This is a genomic window from Lentzea sp. NPDC036955, assembly GCF_055608005.1.
Genome location: NZ_JBVJRC010000010.1, coordinates 80,211 through 99,028, shown reverse-complemented (window position 1 = coordinate 99,028; position 18,818 = coordinate 80,211). Strand labels below are relative to the sequence as shown.

General features: G+C 71.1%; 17 protein-coding genes and 1 tRNA gene. 5 read left to right on the top strand and 13 right to left on the bottom strand.

What is annotated here, in order from left to right; all coding sequences use genetic code 11:
* Positions 1-189: 189 nt before the first annotated feature.
* The 3 genes from bcp to ACZ7CF_RS31970 form a co-directional block, all read right to left on the bottom strand.
* A complete protein-coding gene (bcp, locus tag ACZ7CF_RS31980) occupies positions 190-657 on the bottom strand; it encodes a thioredoxin-dependent thiol peroxidase (RefSeq protein ID WP_360398220.1) in 468 nt (155 codons plus the stop codon).
* Between the two features lie 10 nt (positions 658-667).
* The gene (locus tag ACZ7CF_RS31975; RefSeq protein ID WP_458434107.1) at positions 668-1,195 is read right to left on the bottom strand and encodes a hypothetical protein; all 528 of its coding nucleotides are present in this window, start codon (positions 1,193-1,195) and stop codon (positions 668-670) included.
* A gap of 325 nt (positions 1,196-1,520) precedes the next feature.
* On the bottom strand, positions 1,521-2,549 hold the full coding sequence (locus ACZ7CF_RS31970) for an LLM class flavin-dependent oxidoreductase (RefSeq protein ID WP_458434106.1): 1,029 nt from the start codon (positions 2,547-2,549) through the stop codon (positions 1,521-1,523).
* Positions 2,550-2,692: 143 nt separating this feature from the next.
* On the opposite strand from ACZ7CF_RS31970, the gene ACZ7CF_RS31965 reads away from it, so the two are divergent.
* Positions 2,693-3,793, top strand: coding sequence for an NAD(P)-binding domain-containing protein (locus ACZ7CF_RS31965; RefSeq protein ID WP_470371328.1), 1,101 nt, complete (start codon positions 2,693-2,695; stop codon positions 3,791-3,793).
* A gap of 422 nt (positions 3,794-4,215) precedes the next feature.
* On the opposite strand, the gene ACZ7CF_RS31960 is transcribed toward ACZ7CF_RS31965, so the two are convergent.
* Positions 4,216-4,677, bottom strand: a complete 462-nt coding sequence (locus ACZ7CF_RS31960; RefSeq protein WP_470371327.1) for a DedA family protein — start codon at positions 4,675-4,677, stop codon at positions 4,216-4,218.
* Between the two features lie 341 nt (positions 4,678-5,018).
* Between ACZ7CF_RS31960 and ACZ7CF_RS31955 the strand changes: the two genes are divergently transcribed.
* On the top strand, positions 5,019-7,502 hold the full coding sequence (locus tag ACZ7CF_RS31955; RefSeq protein WP_470371326.1) for an ATP-binding protein: 2,484 nt from the start codon (positions 5,019-5,021) through the stop codon (positions 7,500-7,502).
* Between the two features lie 23 nt (positions 7,503-7,525).
* Here the strand turns inward: ACZ7CF_RS31955 and ACZ7CF_RS31950 are convergent.
* Positions 7,526-7,599, bottom strand: a tRNA-Leu gene (locus ACZ7CF_RS31950).
* A 120-nt stretch (positions 7,600-7,719) separates the two neighbouring features.
* Between ACZ7CF_RS31950 and ACZ7CF_RS31945 the strand changes: the two genes are divergently transcribed.
* Positions 7,720-7,941, top strand: coding sequence for a DUF3618 domain-containing protein (locus tag ACZ7CF_RS31945; protein ID WP_360398232.1), 222 nt, complete (start codon positions 7,720-7,722; stop codon positions 7,939-7,941).
* A gap of 188 nt (positions 7,942-8,129) precedes the next feature.
* Here ACZ7CF_RS31945 and ACZ7CF_RS31940 read toward each other — a convergent pair whose 3' ends face one another.
* The 3 genes from ACZ7CF_RS31940 to ACZ7CF_RS31930 all read right to left on the bottom strand — a co-directional run bounded on the left by ACZ7CF_RS31940 (position 8,130) and on the right by ACZ7CF_RS31930 (position 10,871).
* Positions 8,130-8,741, bottom strand: coding sequence for a TetR/AcrR family transcriptional regulator (locus tag ACZ7CF_RS31940; RefSeq protein WP_360398234.1), 612 nt, complete (start codon positions 8,739-8,741; stop codon positions 8,130-8,132).
* Positions 8,742-8,973: 232 nt separating this feature from the next.
* Positions 8,974-9,720 carry a class I SAM-dependent methyltransferase gene (locus tag ACZ7CF_RS31935; protein WP_470371325.1) on the bottom strand — a complete coding sequence of 249 codons (747 nt, stop codon included), beginning with the start codon at positions 9,718-9,720 and terminating at the stop codon, positions 8,974-8,976.
* Positions 9,717-10,871, bottom strand: a complete 1,155-nt coding sequence (locus ACZ7CF_RS31930) for a carboxylesterase family protein (protein WP_360398238.1) — start codon at positions 10,869-10,871, stop codon at positions 9,717-9,719. Before ACZ7CF_RS31930 ends, ACZ7CF_RS31935 begins: the two co-directional genes overlap by 4 nt.
* Before the next feature lie 111 nt (positions 10,872-10,982).
* On the opposite strand from ACZ7CF_RS31930, the gene ACZ7CF_RS31925 reads away from it, so the two are divergent.
* Positions 10,983-12,017: a zinc-dependent alcohol dehydrogenase family protein gene (locus ACZ7CF_RS31925; protein WP_458434096.1), complete on the top strand. Its 1,035-nt coding sequence runs from the start codon at positions 10,983-10,985 to the stop codon at positions 12,015-12,017.
* Between the two features lies 1 nt (position 12,018).
* Here ACZ7CF_RS31925 and ACZ7CF_RS31920 read toward each other — a convergent pair whose 3' ends face one another.
* A complete protein-coding gene (locus ACZ7CF_RS31920; RefSeq protein WP_458434095.1) occupies positions 12,019-13,503 on the bottom strand; it encodes a flavin-containing monooxygenase in 1,485 nt (494 codons plus the stop codon).
* A 75-nt stretch (positions 13,504-13,578) separates the two neighbouring features.
* Here ACZ7CF_RS31920 and ACZ7CF_RS31915 point away from each other — a divergent pair, with 75 nt between their 5' ends.
* Positions 13,579-14,190 (top strand): TetR/AcrR family transcriptional regulator, encoded by a 612-nt coding sequence (locus ACZ7CF_RS31915; protein WP_360398244.1) that lies wholly within the window; start codon positions 13,579-13,581, stop codon positions 14,188-14,190.
* On the opposite strand, the gene ACZ7CF_RS31910 is transcribed toward ACZ7CF_RS31915, so the two are convergent.
* The 4 genes from ACZ7CF_RS31910 to ACZ7CF_RS31895 form a co-directional block, all read right to left on the bottom strand.
* The gene (locus ACZ7CF_RS31910; protein WP_360398246.1) at positions 14,174-14,881 is read right to left on the bottom strand and encodes a type 1 glutamine amidotransferase; all 708 of its coding nucleotides are present in this window, start codon (positions 14,879-14,881) and stop codon (positions 14,174-14,176) included. The two genes, ACZ7CF_RS31915 and ACZ7CF_RS31910, sit on opposite strands and share 17 nt — an antisense overlap.
* A complete protein-coding gene (locus ACZ7CF_RS31905) occupies positions 14,874-16,121 on the bottom strand; it encodes a Mur ligase family protein (RefSeq protein WP_360398248.1) in 1,248 nt (415 codons plus the stop codon). Before ACZ7CF_RS31905 ends, ACZ7CF_RS31910 begins: the two co-directional genes overlap by 8 nt.
* A gap of 124 nt (positions 16,122-16,245) precedes the next feature.
* Positions 16,246-16,731, bottom strand: a complete 486-nt coding sequence (locus tag ACZ7CF_RS31900; RefSeq protein ID WP_360398250.1) for a helix-turn-helix domain-containing protein — start codon at positions 16,729-16,731, stop codon at positions 16,246-16,248.
* A gap of 116 nt (positions 16,732-16,847) precedes the next feature.
* Complete coding sequence (locus ACZ7CF_RS31895; protein ID WP_470371324.1) at positions 16,848-18,533, bottom strand: LCP family protein; 1,686 nt, start codon at positions 18,531-18,533, stop codon at positions 16,848-16,850.
* Positions 18,534-18,818 lie beyond the last annotated feature (285 nt).

Here is an 18,818-nt window from a genome sequence, read left to right as displayed (position 1 = left end):
GGAAGTGGACGCGCAAGACGAAATCAGACGGGATGTCGGGGCCGCGAGGTGCCGTCAAGCGACACACGGTGTATCACCCTCACCGGAACAGGGGCGGCAGTTGTTGCACGCCCTCACCTCGACCATACCCGAAGAAGGGGCCGCCGCCGCAAGTCCTGCGGCGGCGGTGTCACATTTCCAGGTGATTTTTCAGGCCGGGAGCTCGCGCAGGAGCTTCGCGACGTGACCGGTGGCACGCACGTTGTACATCGCCTTCACGACCTTGCCGTCCGGGCCGACGAGGAACGTGGAGCGGATGACGCCCTGCACGGTGCGCCCGTAGTTCTGCTTCTCGCCGAACGCGCCCCACTCGGTGAGGACGGTCTTCTCGGTGTCACCGAGCAGCGGGAAGGTGAGGCCCTCCGCGTCGCGGAACTTCGCGAGCTTCTCCTGCTTGTCCGGCGAGATGCCGACGACGGCGTAGCCCAGGTCGTTCAGCTGGGCGAGGCTGTCGCGGAAGTCGCAGGCCTGCTTGGTGCAGCCCGGGGTGCTCGCGGCCGGGTAGAAGTACACGACCACTGACCTGCCGAGGTAGTCGGACAGCGACACCGGCTTGCCGTCGCTGTCGGGCAGCGTGAAGGCGGGTGCGGTGTCCCCTGGTTCGAGACGGGTGCTCATGGCCTTGAGACTAGGCCTGGCCCTCGAACACGGTCGGTGCGTCCTGGCCCTGGCCGCCGGGCTGCACGGTCAGCTGCATCTGCACCGGCCCCTCCGCCACGGCGAACGCGAGCACCACCTGGGTGTCCTTGCCGGGCGGCAGCTCGGCGACGGCCGCGGCGAGGCCGTTGAGGCCCTGCACCGAGTCGACCAGCTCGGGAGCCGCGGCACCGTTCGCCGTCGCCTTCACGGCGAGCTGGGACGGCTTGTAGGCGTTCTTCGAGCCGTTGTAGACGGTGAGCGTGAAGACGGCCGTGCGCGCGGCGCGCGGGGTGGCCGTGTCCGACGGTGAGAGCGATCTCGGGGCCGACACCACGACGGAGAGACCGGAGCCCCACACCCGCTGGGTGCCGAAGGCGGCGTTGGTGGCTGCGTCGGGCGTCTCGGCCCGTTGCTCGACGGTCAGGCTCTCGTCCGTGGTGACGGCGACACTGGGGCCCGCACATCCCGCCACGGCCAGCAGCAGGCAGAGACCCGCTGCCGATTTGGCGAACTTCACGAACTCCCCTTTCCCACCCCGGCGGTGGGTGTGGACGACTCCCGTCAACTGTGACGGTGCCGCGGGGCGAGCGGGGGAGGAAAGGGGCCCTTGAAGCGGACCTGGTGCCGGGACGATGCCGACTCGTGATGGGCGGCGTGGGCGGCGCCACAAGAGAGCGCCGGCCCCACGCCGTCCGTCGGGTGAAGCTAGGGAGCGCGTCGGGGGGCGTGCGCGCTCACACCGATCATCGCGCAGGGTGTGCCTCGCGCTACAAGCGGAGCCGATTATCACCCGTTCAGATCAACGTCAGTCGTACGAAACGTGAAGCTCAGGCGTGACCGACTCACGTATGTGCGGCTGAACGGCCCAGCGCGGGCGTCCGTTCGGCAAGCTCGCTCAGCAGTTCGAACGACCGCAACCGGTCCTGCTGCCCGTGCACGATGGTCGTCACCATGAGCTCGTCGGCCGCCGTCGACTCCAGCAGTTCGCCCAGCCCGGCGGCGACCGTTTGCGGCGAACCGATGACCTGGGTGGCCATCCGGTCCTCGATCACGAGCTCGTCGATCTCGGTGTACGGGTAGGCGGCGGCCTCCTCCGGCGTGGCCAGCGGAGCCGGCCGGCCCTGGCGCAGCTTCACGAACGACAGCGCACCCGGACCCGCGAGGTAGCGGGCGCGCTCGTCGGTGTCGGCCACGACCACCGAGGCGCACACCATCGCGTACGGCTCGCTGAGGACCTCCGAGGGCCGGAAGTGCTTGCGGTACAACGCGAGCGCCGGCAGCGTGTTCTGCGCGCTGAAGTGGTGGGCGAACGCGAACGGCAGCCCCAGCAGCCCCGCGGCCTGCGCGCTGTAGCCGGACGAGCCGAGCAGCCAGATCGGCGGCTTGTTGCCCGCGGCGGGCACGGCGTTGAGCTCGGCGGTGCCGTCGAAGTAGCCGATGAGCTCGGTCAGCTCCTGCGGGAAGTTCTCCGCGGACAGCCCGGCCTCGGTCCGCCGCAGCGCCCGCGCCGTCTTCTGGTCGGTACCGGGCGCGCGCCCGATGCCCAGGTCGATGCGGCCGGGGTGCAGCGCCTCCAGCATGCCGAACTGCTCGGCGACCACGAGCGGCGCGTGGTTGGGCAGCATGACGCCACCCGACCCGACGCGAATCCGCTCGGTCGCCGACGCGACGTGCCCGATCAGCACCGCGGGCGCCGAGCTCGCGATACCGGGCATGTTGTGGTGCTCGGCGAACCAGTAGCGGTGGTAGCCGAGGCGTTCGGCCTGCTGGGCGAGCTCCCTGGAGTTCTGCAGCGCGGCCGTCGCATCCGAGCCCGAACCGATCGGGGCGAGGTCGAGGACGGACAGCGGGATCTCACTGAGGCGGCTCATACATCGATCAACACCGATACTTCGCGACTTCTTCCGTGAGCCGGGTAACTCGTCGGGCGTCCACCGGTCCGAGCCTGCGCGGTGCTGGTGACTGCTCCGTCACATCCGAAATCACCCGGTGGCGGTCGCGGGTTGACGTGGGTGTGACGGATGTCGTGGTGATCGGAGCGGGCCAGGCGGGCCTCTCGGCCTCCTACTTCCTGCGCAGGCGGAACGTCGACCACGTCGTGCTGGACGCGAACCCCGCACCCGGCGGCGCGTGGCAGCACCGGTGGCCGAGCCTGCGCATGCGCACCGTGCACGGCATCCACGAGCTCCCCGGCATGCCCTTCGAACATCCACCCCCGGACGCCCCCGCCCGCGAGGCGATCCCGTCGTACTTCGCGCGCTACGAGCGCCTGTTCGACCTGCCGGTGCTGCGCCCGGTGACCGTCTCCGCGGTCACCTCCGACTCGCCCCTGCTGCGGGTCGAGACCTCCGCGGGCACCTGGACCACCCGCGGCCTGATCAACGCGACCGGCACGTGGCGCCGCCCGTTCTGGCCGCACTACCCCGGCCAGTCCACGTTCCGCGGCCTGCACCTGCACACCGCCGACTACCAGGGCCCCACCGCCTTCGCCGGCAAACGCGTGGTCGTGGTCGGCGGCGGCGCCTCAGCCACCCAACTGCTGATGGAAATCGCCCCGCTCGCCGCCTCGACCCGCTGGGTCACCCGCCACGAACCGGTGTGGCACGAGGGCCCGTTCACCGAGGACTACGGCCGCCAGGTCGTCGCCCTGGTGGAGGAACGCGTCCGCGCCGGCCTGATCCCGCGCAGCGTGGTGAGCGTGACCGGCCTCCCCCTGAACGACCGGACCCTCGCCGCGCTGGCCGACGGCGTGCTCCAGCGCTGGCCGATGTTCTCCCGCGTCGTCCCCGACGGCGTCGAATGGGAGTCGGGCGAGCGGTACGCCGCCGACGTGATCCTGTGGGCCACCGGGTTCCGGCACGACCTCGACCACCTGGCGCCGCTGCGTCTGCGTGCGGCCGGGGGTGGGGTGCAGGTGGACGGGACGCGGGTCGTGCGTGATCCGCGGATCCACCTCGTCGGGTACGGGCCTTCGGCCAGCACCATCGGGGCGAACCGGGCGGGGCGGAGTGCGGTGCGGGAGTTGGTGCGGTTTCTCGGTCTTGAGGCTGGGGGCTCGGGGGCTGAGGGTTCGGGGGTTGGGCGCTCGGGGGTTGAGGGTGCTTTGGCGGGGTGAAGGCGCTGGTAGTGGCGTTGTGGCGGTCTCGCGTTGTCGCTCGATCGGGTGGCGCGTGTCCTGATCCGGCGGTTCGCCCGTCTTACCGGGGTGACTTCGTGTGGTGTCGCTCGATCGGGTGACTTGTGTCCGGAATCGGCCGCTCGCTCGCCCCGTGGGGGAAGAGGAACGCGGGGAGGCGGGACGGAACGTGTCGGAACGCGTGGGTGCCGGACCGGGTCAGGAGTCCGAGTGAGTCCGGCGCTTGGGCTTGGCGAGTCGGGAGGCGGCGAGCCGGGTGGTGGCGAGTCGGGAGGTGGTGAGCCGGGTGGTGACGAAGACGGCCAGCGCGACACCGGCCAGCGCCAGCACACCCGTGGAGGCCAGGCCGACGTACTGCTCGACGAGGTGCCAGTTGTCGCCGAGGAGGTAGCCCGCGAGGATCAGCGCGGTGTTCCAGAGGAGGCTGCCGGCGGCGGTGTAGCCGAGGAACGTGCCAGTCGCATCCGCTCCACGCCGGCCGGGATGGAGATCAGGCTGCGGAACACCGGGATCATCCGGCCGAAGAAGACCGCGCGGTAGCCGTTGCGGAGGAACCAGGCCTCGGTCTTGTCCACGTCGGACACGCGCACCAGCGGCATGCGGGCGGCGATGCGCCGGACCCGGTCGCGGCCCAGCAGGTGGCCGAGCCAGTAGAGGAGCAGGGCGCCGGCCACCGAACCCGCGGTGGTCCAGAGGATCGCGTCGAGCAGGGACATCTTGCCCTGGGCCGCGGTGAAACCGGCCAGGGGGAGGAAGACCTCGCTGGGCAGGGGCGGGAAGAGGTTCTCCAGCGCGATCGCCAGTGCCGCTCCGGGTGCGCCGGCCGATTGCATCAGGTCGGTGACCCAGTCGACGAGGTTCATGGGATCGACGGTACGGATTCGGGTGGCCGGTGACATTGGGGGAAACCCGAGGTCCGGGGTGGGGGTGACCCCACCCCGGGGTCGGGGTTTGCCGGGGGTGAGCTGGGAAGTCGTTGCCGCGGACGGGGAAACGCGGGAGGCCTCCGAGGGTCACAGTGGTGTCCGAAATGTCGCGTGAGAGTGCTCACGCGACCGGGTGCGGTGGGCGGACCGAGGGCGAGGTTCGGCGGGTCGAGCGGTCCACAGTGGACTGGAGCGGGACGGTGTGCGGGTACGTCCATTGGGCCACATCTGGTGGAAAGGCCTTTCCGGGGCTGAACCGGGTCGTTAGGCTCCGTGCGATGACCGACCAGGCGGGGACGTGTGCGACGTGTGGCACCGCGACCGCTACCTCCCGGCGGAGTCAGGCCCGGTACTGCTCGAACGCGTGCCGGCAGCGCGCGTACCGGCGGCGGGCCACCAACCGGCAGCCGACCGGCGGCTGGCAGACCGGCAACGGCTGGCAAGCGACCAGCATCCAGCCAAGCAACAGCCAGCCGAGCAACGGCCGCGCGAACCACCAGAGCACTGGCCACACCATCCACCGCGCCACCAACGTCCAAGCCGACCAACGCACCAACCAACCGCTGAACCAGCCCAAGAACCACCCGACGAACAAGCCCGCCCACCGCCACCCAGCCCTTGACAGCTTCATCGGCCGCACCGAGGACCTGAACCGCCTGGCAGCCCTCCACACCACCGGCACCGCCCGCGTCCTCACCCTCACCGGCCCGGCCGGTGTCGGCAAGACCAGGCTCGCCAAGGAGTTCACCGCCCGCCTGCCCGAGGTCGCCTGGGTGGAGCTCGCCTCGGTCGCGGGAGGTGACCACGTGCCGCGGGCGTGTGCGACGAGTTTGGGCATCGGCGAGGTCACCGGTGAGACGGTGCTGAGCACGGTGGTGCACGCGTTGGCCGGGCGGACGGTGGTGCTGGTGCTGGACAACTGCGAGCGGGTCGCCGGGGAGTGCGCGGCGTTGCTGGAGCCGTTGCTGATCGGCTGTCCCGGGGTGCGGGTGGTGGCGACGAGCCGGGAGCCGTTGCGGGTGCCGGGGGAGGTGCTGGTGCCGGTGCCGCCGTTGCCGGTCGAGGGGGCGGTCGCGTTGTTCGCCGACCGTGCGGAGGCCAGTCAGCTCGGGGTGCGGTTGCCGGGGCGGGAGGTGCTCGCCGGGCTGTGTGTGCGGCTGGACCGGTTGCCGTTGGCGGTCGAGCTGGCCGCGCGGCTGGTGACGGTGCTGCCGGTCAGCGAGTTGCTGGCCCGTCTGGACGACCGGTTGGAGCTGCTCAACCGCGGCAACCGGACCGCAGCCGTGCGGCACCAGAGCCTGCGCGCGGCCGTCGAGTGGAGCTACGACCACCTCGGCGCCGACGAGCAGCACGTGTTCCGCTGCCTGTCGGTGTTCCCCGGCGGGTTCGGGCTGGAGGTGGCGGTCGCGGCGTGTGCGCTGCGCACGGACCGGGTGCTGGCGCTGCTGTCGGGGCTCGTGTCGAAGTCGCTGCTCACGTTCACGGGCGCGGGGCGGTTCGAGCAGCTGGAGACGCTCCGCTTGTACGGCAGGGAGAAGCTCGGCGAGCTGCGGGACGTCGTGCTGGCGCGGGTCGCGCACTGGTTCGCCGGCCGCTGGACCGCGTTCACGGCGACCGTGTTCAGCGCACCGGCCGTCGTCGAACCGCTGATCGCCGAGTGCGCCGCGCTGCAGAGCGCCGTCGACTGGGCGGCCCGCACCGGCGACCGGAACCACCTGCGGCTCGCGACGATGCTCGCCACGGCCTGGCGCGACCAGGGGCAGGTGTCGCAGGGGCGCCGGTCGCTGCACGCGGCGGTGCGGTCCACGGTGCCCAGCGAACCCGCCGTGCGCTGCCTCGCCCTGTGCCACCTCGCCTACCTGGCCGGCACCGACGACGACACCGGTCTGCCCACGGCCGAGCAGGCCGTCGCGCTGGCCCGCGAGCTCGGCGCACCGGTGCTGCTCGCCCAGGCCCTGAACGCGGTCGCGGGCGAGCTGGTGCGCGCGGGCCGGACCAGCGAGGCGCGCAAGCACTACGAGGAGGCGCTGGCGTTGCTGGTGCCGGTCGCCGGGCCGCTGGACCTCGCGATCATCGAGCACAACCTGGCCTGGTCGGCGCTGCGGGCGGGTGACGAGGAGTTCGCGGACGCCCTGCTCGCCGACGTGCTGCCGGTCTACCGGCGGTTCGCTCCACCACGCCGATTAGCGGTCTTCCTGCACACGGTCGGCGTGCGCGCGTTGCAGCGCGGCGAGACAGACGAGGCCACGGACTGGTTCGAGCAGTCGCTTCGTGCGTCCTGCACGGGTTTCTGGGTGGCGGACGTGCTGGAGGGGCTGGCCGTGATCGCGTACCGGCGCCGTGACCCGAGGCGCGCGCTCAGGCTGGTCGGCGCGGCCTCGTGCCTGAGGGAAGGCGGGCCCACCGACGACCTCGTGTGGCAGCGGGAGGTCGTCGAGGTCGTGCGGGCCGCACGGGTCGCCGTGGGGAACTCGTGTCTCGCCGACGGCCGGCAGATGACGCGTGAGCAAGCGGTCGCCTACGCGCTGGAGGGCCGGATCGAGCAGCAGGAGCTCAGCGCACGCGAACGGCAGGTCGTCGCGCTGGTGGCCGCGGGGCGGACGAACGGTGGCATCGGCACGGAGCTGCACATCTCGCAGCGGATGGTGGAGACGCACCTGCAACGGGTCCGGCGCAAGCTCGACCTGACCAGCCGCACCCAGATCGCGGACTGGGTCGAACGCAGGAACATGCGATCTGACCTGGGCGAACGTGCCCCGTGAGCACACCGCGCCCAGGACGATCGTGAGGTCGGGGGGACTCGAACCCCCACTGGCTGGGACCTAAACCCAGTGCCTCTGCCAATTGGGCTACGACCCCTCGGGTGGAAGCCTATAGCGCGGCCATGTACACGCTCTCCCGGGGCGCACGTGGGTCGTGTGCGGCCCCGCCCACGGCCGTCCACTACGGTGACTGCCAGAACCGCTGCTAGGAGGACATGTGGCACGCGATCCCGACACCATCCAGCGCGAGATCGAACAGGCTCGTGCCGCGCTGGCCAACACCCTGGACGAGCTCAGCGAGCGCGCGAACCCGCAGAAGCTCGTCGAACAGGGCCGCTCGTCCGTGCTGGCCACGCTGAGCCAGCCCAAGGTCAAGTACACCTTGATCGCGGTCGGTGCCGTGGTCGGCTTCGCGCTCGTGCGCAAGCTCTTCCGCTGAGCACCTGGCCAGAAGTCTCGTCCGCCCCCTCGTTGCTGCCCAGGCGTCTGCAAGTACCACCAACATGGTCGCCGCCCGTCGAACCGGATTCCAGATCCGCGGACGGTCGGCGGAGCTGTTGGCAGTAGAAAAGTGCTTGTTGATGTTGAGTCGGTGGTACTTGCAGATGCCGGCAAAGCCGGGGGGCGCTAGGCGTGCACCAACGGTAGTAGGACCTGCTCGACGACCTTCTCCACGAACGGCTCGTCGAGCGGGTCACCGGTGAGCATCAGCCGGTAGATCAACGCCGCGCCCGCGATCTCCACGGCCATGCCGCGCGGGGCGTCGGCCCTCAGCTCACCCCGGTCGGCGGCCCGGTCGAGGATTCCGCGCAACACGTCGCGCTGCGAGATCAGGAACGTCTCCCGGAACGCCGCCGCCAGCTCCGGCTCGTGCGGCAGCTCGCCCACCAGCGCCTGAGCGGCCTTGCCGATCGGACCGGACAGGAACGCGGCGAACGACGACAGGAACTCGCGCAGGTCACCGGCGAGCGAGCCGGTGTCCGGTGCGCCGAGGTTCTGCGTGGCGAGCTGCGTGCACGTGTCGATCACCAGATCGAGCTTCGACTCCCAGCGCCGGTAGATCGTGGCCTTGCCCGCTCTCGCGCGCGCTGCCACCGCGTCCATGGTGAGGGCCCGGTATCCGACCTCGGCCATCACTTCGAGCGCTGCCTGACGTAATGCGTCGTCCCTGCTGGCGTCGCGAGGCCGGCCCCGCTGTGGGGCCCTTCCCTCGTTGAGCGCCGCTGTCGGCACGGCCATGCCACCTCCTAGTGCAAGGGCACGGCTCGTGCGTGTTCTCCCCGCCCCTTTGGCGGGACATCCTAGGCGTCTCGCCCTACTCGCAGGGGCAGCAGCACCCGGTTGTTGGATCGTGTTGTGGTCGGTCGACTCCTGTGCGGCCGGTACCGGGAAGAGGACCGGGAACTCCGCTCCGGCACCTGTCGAGAACCTGAAGATCGTGCCAGGGAGCTGGACAGTCCACATCAGACGGTCAGTCCGCCGGTGCCTTCACGGCCGTGGCCAGCTGGGTCAGGTACCGCTTGGTGATCCGGCCGCCGTAGCGGGTGTCGATGAGCCTGCCGATGCCGGCGACCAGCTCGTCGCGGGTGGGCAGCGTGATGTGGTTCGAGTACGTGAGCAGCAGGTCGACGTAGGTCTCCGCGGTGTAGTCGCGCTCCCACTCGTACCTGCGGAACTCCGGCGGCTCGAAGAACGGGCTGTCGTCGAGCTCGAACGGCACGGTGCCGGCCGCCGGCTGCCGGAAGCCCTGCGGCGTGCCCGGGTCCCAGCGCTCGTAGAGCTCCTGCACGTCGGCGAAGAACTGCTCGGTGCCGCCCGCGACGTGGTGCGTGGAGATCACGGCGAGCGTCCCGCCGTTCCGCAACGCGCGTGCGCACCGGGCCATGCGGGTGTCCGGGTCCAGCCAGTGGAACGCCGTCGCGGACACCACGAGGTCGAACTCCCCGTCCGGCTCCCACTCGTCGAAGTCCGCCACCACGACGTGCGCGCGCGGCGCGTGGGTGCGGGCGATCGCGGCGAGGTCCGGGCTCAGCTCCACGGCGGTCACGGAACCGAGCGCGGTCAGCGGCAGCGTGGCCTGGCCGGTGCCAGGGCCGATCTCCAGGACGCGGTCGCCGTGCAGCGCGGCGAAGAGCTCGGCGGGGTAGGTCGGACGGGCCCGGTGGTAGCGGGCCGCATCCGCGCCGAAGGTGGTGCGCAGGCGCTCGCGTTCGGTCATGCGCCGAGCTCGAGCTCGCGCGAGGGCAGCGCGTCGATCCCCTTCCGGGCGAAGTCGGTCCACGTCCGCCGCACGACCGCGGCCAGCGCCGGGTCCGGCTCCTGCCCGGCCAGCATGCCCGCGCCCCTCCAGGCGTCCGGGTCGAACAGGAACGGCAGCTCCATGCAGTGGCAGGCCCCCAGCGGAGCGCCCTCCGGCCGCCAGCGGAAGTCGTAGGTGGCGGCCTGGCCACCGGCCTTGGCCCAGTCGGCGGCCAGCCGGCGCGCGGGGCCCGCGAAGACGAGCTCGGTGGCGACGGCCCAGGCCTCCGGGTGGTTCGCGACGTACGGGCTGCCGTCGTCCCGCGTGTGTCCGACGAGCAGCTCCACCCGCGGCGCCACCGCGGTCAGGTCGGGCTCGCCCGGCAGCTCCGGGCCGAACGGCATGCTGCCCGACGGCGTGAACCTCGGCCCCAGCTCGGCGGTGACGCGCTGCTGGGCGGCCAGCACGTCCGCCACGGGGGTGCCGGCGTCGACGGAGGCGGAGACGTGCTCGCGCAGCGCCGCCGTCATGGCCGGGCGGTCGGGGCTGCGGGTGCCCAGCGGCGCGCTCTGCAGGATCGCGCGCTGGAACAGGCCCTCGGTGTCGGTGAGCAGCAGCGCGTACACGGAGTCGGCGCCCGCGGACTGGCCGAACGCGGTCACGTTCGCCGGGTCGCCACCGAACTCCGCGATGGTGTCGCGCACCCACCGCAACGCCGCCAGCTGGTCCAGCAGCCCCAGGTCGTCCCGCAGGTAACCGAAGATCCCGAGCCGGTAGCTGACGCTCACGACCACGACGCCCTGCGCGGCCAAGAGCCCTGCGTCGTACTTCGCCGACTCGCCGCTGCCGGTCACGTACGCGCCGCCGTGGAACCACACCATCACCGGCAGGCCGTCGGCGTCGGCCGGTGCCGTCACGCTCAGCACCTGGCAGTGCTCGTCGAACGACAGCCCCTCGACCGAGTTGCCGACCACCGCGGCCAGCGCCGACGGCGACTGCGGGCAGGCCGGGCCGCGGCGGGTGTCGTCCACCACACCGTCCCAGGTGAGCGGCTCTGGCGCGGCGAACCGGGCCGCCGTCGCGTAACGGATCGCACGTGCCCGCACGAGGCCTTCCGCAGTGTTCAGCACGTCCCCGATGGTAGGCGTGGGTGGTCAACTCCACAGCCTCCCGAGTGGGCGCGGCCGGCCTGCCCGGAGCACGATGGACCGGTTGGACCACGAGGCAGAGGAGGAACCCAGGTGCGGGCTACGACGATCTACGGCACCCGTGACATCCGCGTCGAGGAGGTGCCCGACGCGCGCGTCCAGGAGCCGGGTGACGTCGTCGTCCGGGTCGAGCTCGCCTGCATCTGCGGCAGCGACCTGTGGGCGTACCGGGGTGTCGCCAAGCGCGAGAGCGGTCAGCGGATCGGCCACGAGTTCCTCGGTGTCGTCGAGGAGGTCGGCGCGGACGTGCGCAGCGTCCAGGCCGGCGACCGGGTCATCGCGCCGTTCGTGTGGAGCGACGGCACCTGCGCCTACTGCCAGGCCGGGTTGCAGACGTCGTGCCTCAACGGCGGGTTCTGGGGCGGCAAGGGCAGCGACGGCGGCCAGGGCGAGGCCGTGCGGGTGCCGCAGGCCGACGGCACGCTGGTGCGCGTCCCGGCCGACGCGCCGGCGGAGCTGCTGCCCGCGTTCCTGAGCCTGAGCGACGTCATGGGCACCGGGCACCACGCGGCACTGGGCGCGGGCGTGCAACCCGGCAGCACCGTCGCGGTCGTCGGTGACGGCGCCGTGGGCCTGTGCGGTGTGCTCGCGGCCAAGCGCCTCGGCGCCGAGCGGATCATCGCGCTGGGCCGCCACGAGGACCGCGCCAAGATCGCGACCCTGTTCGGCGCGACCGACCAGGTGGCCGAACGCGGTGACGCCGCCGTCGAGCGGATCAAGGAGATGACCGGCGGGCTCGGGGCGGCCGCGGTGCTGGAGTGCGTGGGCACGGAGCAGTCGTGGCAGACCGCCATGGGCATCGTGCGCGACGGCGGCCGCATCGGGTACGTCGGCGTGCCGCACGAGATGCCGGGGCTGCCGCTGGGCAAGCTGTTCGGCCGCAACATCGCCATCGGCGGCGGCGTCGCACCCGCGCGCGCCTACCTGCCCGAGCTGCTCGCCGACGTGCTCGCCGGGCGGATCGACCCCGGTCCCGTGTTCGACCGGACGGTCGCGCTCGCCGACGTCGCCCAGGGCTACCAGGCGATGGACGAGCGGACCGCCCTCAAGGTCATCGTCAAGCCGTGACTCACGGCGCCGGCGTCCGCGCGGCGGCGGTGAGCACGTAGTCCTCGGCGCGCACGCGCTTCGTCCGCATCCAGTACCGCCAGGTGAAGCCCGGCCACACGGTGCGGTTGACGCCCTGCGCGTCGAGGTACCAGCTCTTGCAGCCGCCCTGGGTCCACACGCCCTTGGTCAGCTTGCCCTGGATCTCGCGGTTGAACTCCTGCTGGGCCTCCCGCCGCACGTCCAGCTCCGCCGCGCGGTGCCGGTCGAGGAGCCGGAGGCACTGCGAGATGTACCGGATCTGCGACTCGATCATGAACACGACCGAGTTGTGCCCGAGTCCGGTGTTGGGGCCCAGCAGGAAGAACAGGTTGGGGAAGCCGGACACCGTGATGCCGTAGTAGGTCTCGATGCCCTGCTCGCGCCACTTCTTGGCGAGGTCGACCCCGCCCTTGCCCTGGATGTCCAGGTAGTCGAACGAGTCGACGACGTGGAACCCGGTGCCGTAGATGATGGCGTCGACCTCGTGCTCGACGCCCGCGCTGTCCACGACGGACCTCTCGCGCACCTCGGAGATCTTGTCCGTCACCAGGTCCACGTTGGACCGCGACAGCGCGGGGTAGTAGTCGTTGGAGATCAGCACGCGCTTGCAGCCCATGGTGTAGTCGGGCTTCAGCGCCTTGCGCAGCTCCGGGTCCGGCACCTGCTTCTTCAGGTGCCGCACCGCGATCCCCTGCGCGAACTGCATGATCTTCGGGTTGACCGCGAAGCCCAGCGCCGACGACTCGCGGGTCCAGTAGACGAAGTCGCGGTAGAGCCGCTGCGTGAACGGCAAGGCGCGGAACAGCTTCCGCTCCCAGCCGGTGATCTCGCGGTCGGCCTTGGGCATGATCCACGGCGGCGTGCGCTGGAAGACCTTGAGCGACCCGACCTGCCCGGCGATCTTCGGCACGAACTGGATCGCCGACGCGCCCGTGCCGACGACGGCGACCCGCTTGCCGGTCAGGTCGTAGTCGTGGTCCCACTGCGCGCTGTGGAACGTCTTGCCGGTGAAGTTCTCGATGCCCGGCAGTTCGGGGACGTTCGGGATGTGCAGCGCGCCGACGCCCGCGACCAGCGCCGTGGCGGTGTAGGTGTCGCCCTGCTCGGTGGTGACGTGCCAGCGCTTGGCCTCGTCGTCCCACCGCGCGCCGGAGACCTTGGTGTTGAAGCGGATGTGCGGCCGCAGCCGGTGCTTGTCGGCGACCTTGCGCAGGTACTCCCAGATCTCGCCCTGCTGGGCGAACATCCGCGACCACCCCGGGTTCAGCTCGAACGAGAACGAGTACATGTGCGACGGCACGTCGCACGCGCAACCGGGGTAGGAGTTGTCCCGCCACGTGCCACCGAGGTCGCTCGCCTTTTCGAGGACCACGAAGTCGTGCTCACCGCGGCGCTTCAGCTCGACGGCCATCCCGAGGCCGGAGAAGCCGGTGCCGATGACGAGCACTTTCGTCTCTCGGTGCATGGGGACACCCTCCCACTCGCTTGGCTACTTCGCAGTAGGTTACTCGAAGTAAGTTACGAGCGGTAGACTCCATTCGTGACCGCTCCAGCGCCACGGCGCCGCATGCCCAGGGCGCAGCGCATGGCCCAGATGCTCACCGTCGCCGAGGAGGTCTTCGCGGAGCAGGGCTACCTCGCCACCTCCATGGACGAGATCGCCGAACGCTGCGGCGTCTCCAAGCCGATGATCTACGAGTACTTCGGGTCCAAGGAGGGCCTGCTGATCGGCTGCATCCACCGGGCGCGCGCCGAGCTGCGGGAGAAGACGGCCGCGGCCATCGCGGGCGCGCAGGACCCCGAGCAGTTCCTGCGGCTGGGGCTGCTCGCGTTCTTCGAGTTCATCGTCGACCACCAGCGGTCCTGGGCCCTGCTGCGGCAGGAGGCGGCGATCGCGGTGCCGTCGGCGCAGGAGGAGGTCGAGGGCATCCGGCAGCAGCAGACGGACATGATCGGGTCCGTGCTGGTGTCGTTCGCGCCGGAGATCGACCCGCTGGAGGCGGAGGCGTTCGCGGAGATCGTCGTCGGCGCGTGCGAACGGCTCGCCGTGTGGTGCGAGCGCAGGCCCGGTGTGGGACCCGCGCTCGCGACCGACTACGTGATGGCCGTGGTCTGGCCGGGCGTCGCCGACCGGCTCACGAAGCTGCCTTGACCCGTTCCGCGCGCATCTGCGTGACGGCGGGCAGGTCCAGCGGCGCCACCTTCGTGCCGGTGGCCCACTCGATCAGCATGTCGGCGAGCTGCGGGTTGCGCGGCAGCACCGGGCCGTGCAGGTAGGTGCAGACGATCCGGCCCTGCACCGCGCCCTCGACGCTGCCGTCGTTGCCGGTGCCGACCTTCACGTGCGCCAGCGGACGCGCGGACGGGCCCAGCACCGTGCGGCCCTGGTGGTTCTCGAACCCGGTCAGCACACCGGAGAACAGGCCGTCCGCCGGCTCGGCCAGCACCTCGCCGATGGCACGGCTGCCCCCGGCGTGCGAGGTCGAGTCGATCAGGCCCATGCCGGGGTGCGTCACGTTGTCGGCGCGGGTGAAGCTCTCGCCGAAGATCTGGATGCCCGCGCACACCCCGAGCACCACGGCGCCCTTCGTGACGGCGCGCTGCAGACCGGGGTGCTCGCGCAGGTGCTTCACCGCGAGCGTCTGCGCGGTGTCCTCGCCACCGCCGACGACGTAGATGTCGCACGAGTCCGGCACCGGCTGGCCGTAGTTGATCGGCACGACCTCGGCCTTGATCCCGCGCCACGCCATGCGCTTCTCCAGCACGACGGCGTTGCCGAAGTCCCCGTAGGTGCCGAGGAGGTCCGGCAGCACGAGGGCGATCTGGACGGTCGACTCACTCATCAGCGGCAGCCCTGGCATTCAAGTCGCGGAACGCGGTGTAGTTGGCGATGACCTCGACCGCGCCGGCGGGCAGCTGGTCGAGGGCCCTCAGCGGGTCTTTGACGATCGTGTGCTCGACCTCGGCGTACGTCAGGCGCACGGCCAGGTCGCTGGCGCGCTCACCGGACGCGATCACCTGGCGGCCGCGCAGCTTCTCGAACGGGACGTCCCACAGCCAGCTCAGGTCGCGGCCGTCGGCCTCCTGGGCGTTGATGACCAGGACGGCCGGGTGGTGCGCCTCCCTGACCACGGTGAGCGTCTCGCTCCAGCCCGCCGGGTTCTTGCTCAGCAGCAGCCGCGCACTGCGGCCGTTGCGCTGGATCGTGCGGTACCGGCCGCTGACGTTGCTCACGCCACGCAAACGGCGCACCGCCTCGTCGACCGGCACACCGAGCGTGTGCGCGGCCGCCGTGGCCATGACGGCATTCGCCTGGTTGAACTTGCCCGGCAGCGTCAGCCGCAGCTCCAGCTTCCGGTGCTCCGGCGTGATCATGGCCTCGTCGGCGGTGATCCACGTCGGGTGCGGCCGCGCCAGGTCGCAGTTCGTGCAGTGCCAGTGCTCGCCCTGCCAGCGGATCGGGTCACCGCACCGCGGGCAGCTCGCGCTGTCGTGGTGCCAGCTCGTGCCGGTGGCGACCCAGACGACGTTCTTCGCGTCCCTCGCCGCACTGGTCACCATCACGTCGTCGCAGTTGGCGACGATCACGCAGTTCTGCAGCCCGGCGATCGTGTCGCGGATGCTGCGCTCGATCGTGCGCACCTCACCGACCCGGTCGAGCTGGTCGCGGCTGAGGTTCAGGATCACCGCGACCGCCGGGTTGCTGGCACCGGCGACGGCGGGGAAGTACCCCTCGTCGCACTCCAGCACGGCGTACGGGGCGTCCGGCTGCTTCGACAGCGCCGTCACGTGCCCGTCTGGCATGTTCGCGCCGCTGTGGTTGGTGGCGACCTCACCCAGCGCCGTGACGGCCCTGGCCAGCATCATCGTGCTGGTCGTCTTGCCGTTCGTGCCGGTGACCACGGCGACCCTGCGGCCGGCGGTCAGGCGGTTCAACGCCTGGGGGTCGAGCTTGAGGGCGACTCGGCCGCCGATCATGCCACCTGCGCCGAGACCCATCTTCTGGGACAGCGTGGAGCTCAGGTTGCCCAGCTTCACGGCGGCTGCGGTGCGCAGGGGGAGGCGGGCGGGGGAATCGTTCACCCCGGCGATGCTACCGGCGTGGGCGGGTAACCCTTCGTGGGCGGTGGTTTCGGTGGTGTGAACGGGGTTCGGTACAACGGTGGGTGCTGTTCCCGCGGCTCCGCCCGCGTTCCCCGCGACCGTTCTAACGGGACATCGACCGCAGCGTGCGGATCAGCTCCACCGCCGGCAGTTGGCAGAGCTGCGCCATGTTCTCCACCGCCGCCAGGTCGAGGTGCACCTCCGGTGACGCCCCGGGAGGCAGCACGTGCAGGCGCCCGGCCGCCCACCGGCGCAGTGGCGCGAGGCGGGGGTTGTCCGTGGCGGCGACCAGGGACAGGTTCAGGGTCAGGTGACCTGCCGGCGTGTCGCCGAAGAAGCGTTCGTGCACGCGGGCCAGCACCTCGTGCGCGGGCACGTCGAGTGCGTGGCAGATCTCGACCAGGCGCACGACCGAGCACTGGCGGGTGCCCAGCTCGTACGTCGCCAGGGTCTGCAGGGAGATCTCCGTCTGCAAGCGCTTGTTCAGTTCTTTCCTGGTCCAGCCGCGCTGCTTGCGAAGGCTGCGGATCTCGTCACCGAGCACGCGTTGGTACGCGGCTGTGTCGATCGGTCCTGTCGCAGTCGTCACCGGTTTCCTCCACCCCATGAGCGGGTCTCACGCTGATGGAAGGCGCCGATGCTTCGCCGCTTACGCAACTTACGGCCAACATCCCCCGAACGGGGTAAAGAACTCTACTCTGAGTATCAGTTCACGCAGCGCACGCCGTCCGCGGAGATGGGGGCAGGGGGCGGGGCGGGCTGCTGGCGGGCGCCGTCCAGTGCGAGCAGCGGGGTGCCGGTGAAGCCCTGCGAGCCGGGACCGGAGTAGTCCGCGCCGAGGAACACGCGGACGCGGCCGGCGGGGAGGTCGCCGTCCTCCTCGGTGTCGATGCCGCCCAGGACCTGCTGGACGGCCTTGCCGGCCGCCTCGCCGCCCTGGGGGTAGCGGACGACGGACGTGGCCAGCGCGGCGGCGTTGCCGGTCTGGCCGCCGACGAAGCCCTTCGTGACGAGGGACTGCAGGACCGTGGCCGCGAGGCCGGGCTGGCCGGAGGCGTTGCGGACGTCGACCGTGACGGTGGCGTTGTCGAAGGTCGGGTCGGGGACGTCGGCGGCGTCCGGGGTCTTGCCGAGGTTCTTCACGAACTTGCGGACCTCGTTCTCCTTCACCTCGACCGCGCTGCCGTCCTCGGGGGTCTGCAGGTCGGGGTTGCCGGTCGGGATGGTCTGGAACGTCATGTTCCCGCCGGTCATGTCCTTCATCTGCAACGCGAACTTCGTGATGTCCCAGCCGTCGTCGAGCACGATCGCGCCGGACACGGCCTTGATCATGTCGTTGCGCTTGGTGCTGTCGGCCAGCACGCCCGCGGAGAGCATCTTCTTCGCCAGACCGGCCATGAACACCTGCTGGCGGACGACGCGGTCGAGGTCGCCCATGGGCAGGCCGTGGCGCTGGCGGACGAACGCCAGCGCGTTCTTGCCCTCGATGGTCTGCGGGCCTGCCTTGAAGTTCGCGCCGGAGAAGCTGTCGCGGACGTTCGAGTTCAGGCACACGTCGATGCCGCCGATGGCCTTGGTGATCTCGTAGAAGCCGACCAGGTTGACCTCGGCGTAGTGGTCGATCTTCACGTCGGTCAGGTTCTGGATGGTCTCGATGAGGTTGTTCGCGCCGGCCTTGCGCGACTCCATCTCGACCTCGGGGCCGCTCTTGCCGCTGCCCTTGAGCTTCTCGGCGGCCTGGTTCTTGGCGTAGCCGTAGGCGGAGTTGATCTTGTGGCGGCCGAAGCCGCCCGCGATCTTCACGTAGGAGTCGCGCGGGAACGACACCGCGAAGGCCTTGCCGCTGTCGTTCGGGATGTGCAGCAGGATCAGCGTGTCGGTGTTGAACCCGCCGTCGTCGCTGCCGCCCGCCTGCAGCTCGTTCAGGACGTTCTGCGGCAGCGGGTTGCCCTTGGAGTCGGTGCGGCTGTCCATGCCGACGAGCAGGATGTCGATCGCGCCGTCGGCGGGCTTCTCCCCGGCGTCGGCGAGGTTCAGGTCCTGCTTGGTGAGGCCGTCGGTCAACGAGGTGAGGTTCTGCCACGCGATGCCGGTGACCAGCAGGACCGTCGCCGACAGCATGCTGATGAAGATCCTGGCGCCGGTCGACGCACCGCGCTGGGCCGCGCTCGGGCGGCGGGCGGCGGCGGGACGCGGGCGCTGGGCGGGGCGCTGCGGCGGCTTGGCGGCGGGCGCGGCGGTCTTCGCCGGGGTCGTGCGGACGGTGGGGCGGTCGGCCACCGGACGCGGGCGCGGGCCGGACGACGAGGCGCGGGCGGGCACACGGCGCGGCTCCGCGCGGCCCGCTGGCTCGCCGCGGCTGTCCGACGTGCCGCGACGGGGTGGTTCCACGCGCCTGGGCGGCTCCCGGCGCGGCGGTTCCTGGCGCTTCGGCTGGTCCGACCGGCGCGGGTCCCTGCGGGGCGGCTCCGAGCCGCGCGGCGGGTCCTGAGGACGGCGGGGCTGCCCCGACGGCGGACGCGGGGTGGCGCTGGGTCGCCGAGGAGACCCGTTCGGCTCTCCTGGCCGCGGCGGCCGGTTGTCCACACCCACTCCTCTCGGCACGTGCGGGTACCCCAAGTAGACGTGGTGACTCCCCACTTGGTTGTGCGTAGCGTGACACAGTGGGGAAGACCA

Bases quoted from the DNA above. Each gene is read 5' to 3' on its own strand.
- bcp (WP_360398220.1), bottom strand. From the start codon at position 657: ATGAGCACCCGTCTCGAACCAGGGGACACCGCACCCGCCTTCACGCTG.
- ACZ7CF_RS31970 (WP_458434106.1), bottom strand. From the start codon at position 2,549: ATGAGCCGCCTCAGTGAGATCCCGCTGTCCGTCCTCGACCTCGCCCCG.
- ACZ7CF_RS31960 (WP_470371327.1), bottom strand. From the start codon at position 4,677: ATGAACCTCGTCGACTGGGTCACCGACCTGATGCAATCGGCCGGCGCA.
- ACZ7CF_RS31955 (WP_470371326.1), top strand. From the start codon at position 5,019: ATGACCGACCAGGCGGGGACGTGTGCGACGTGTGGCACCGCGACCGCT.
- ACZ7CF_RS31940 (WP_360398234.1), bottom strand. From the start codon at position 8,741: ATGGCCGTGCCGACAGCGGCGCTCAACGAGGGAAGGGCCCCACAGCGG.
- ACZ7CF_RS31935 (WP_470371325.1), bottom strand. From the start codon at position 9,720: ATGACCGAACGCGAGCGCCTGCGCACCACCTTCGGCGCGGATGCGGCC.
- ACZ7CF_RS31920 (WP_458434095.1), bottom strand. From the start codon at position 13,503: ATGCACCGAGAGACGAAAGTGCTCGTCATCGGCACCGGCTTCTCCGGC.
- ACZ7CF_RS31910 (WP_360398246.1), bottom strand. From the start codon at position 14,881: ATGAGTGAGTCGACCGTCCAGATCGCCCTCGTGCTGCCGGACCTCCTC.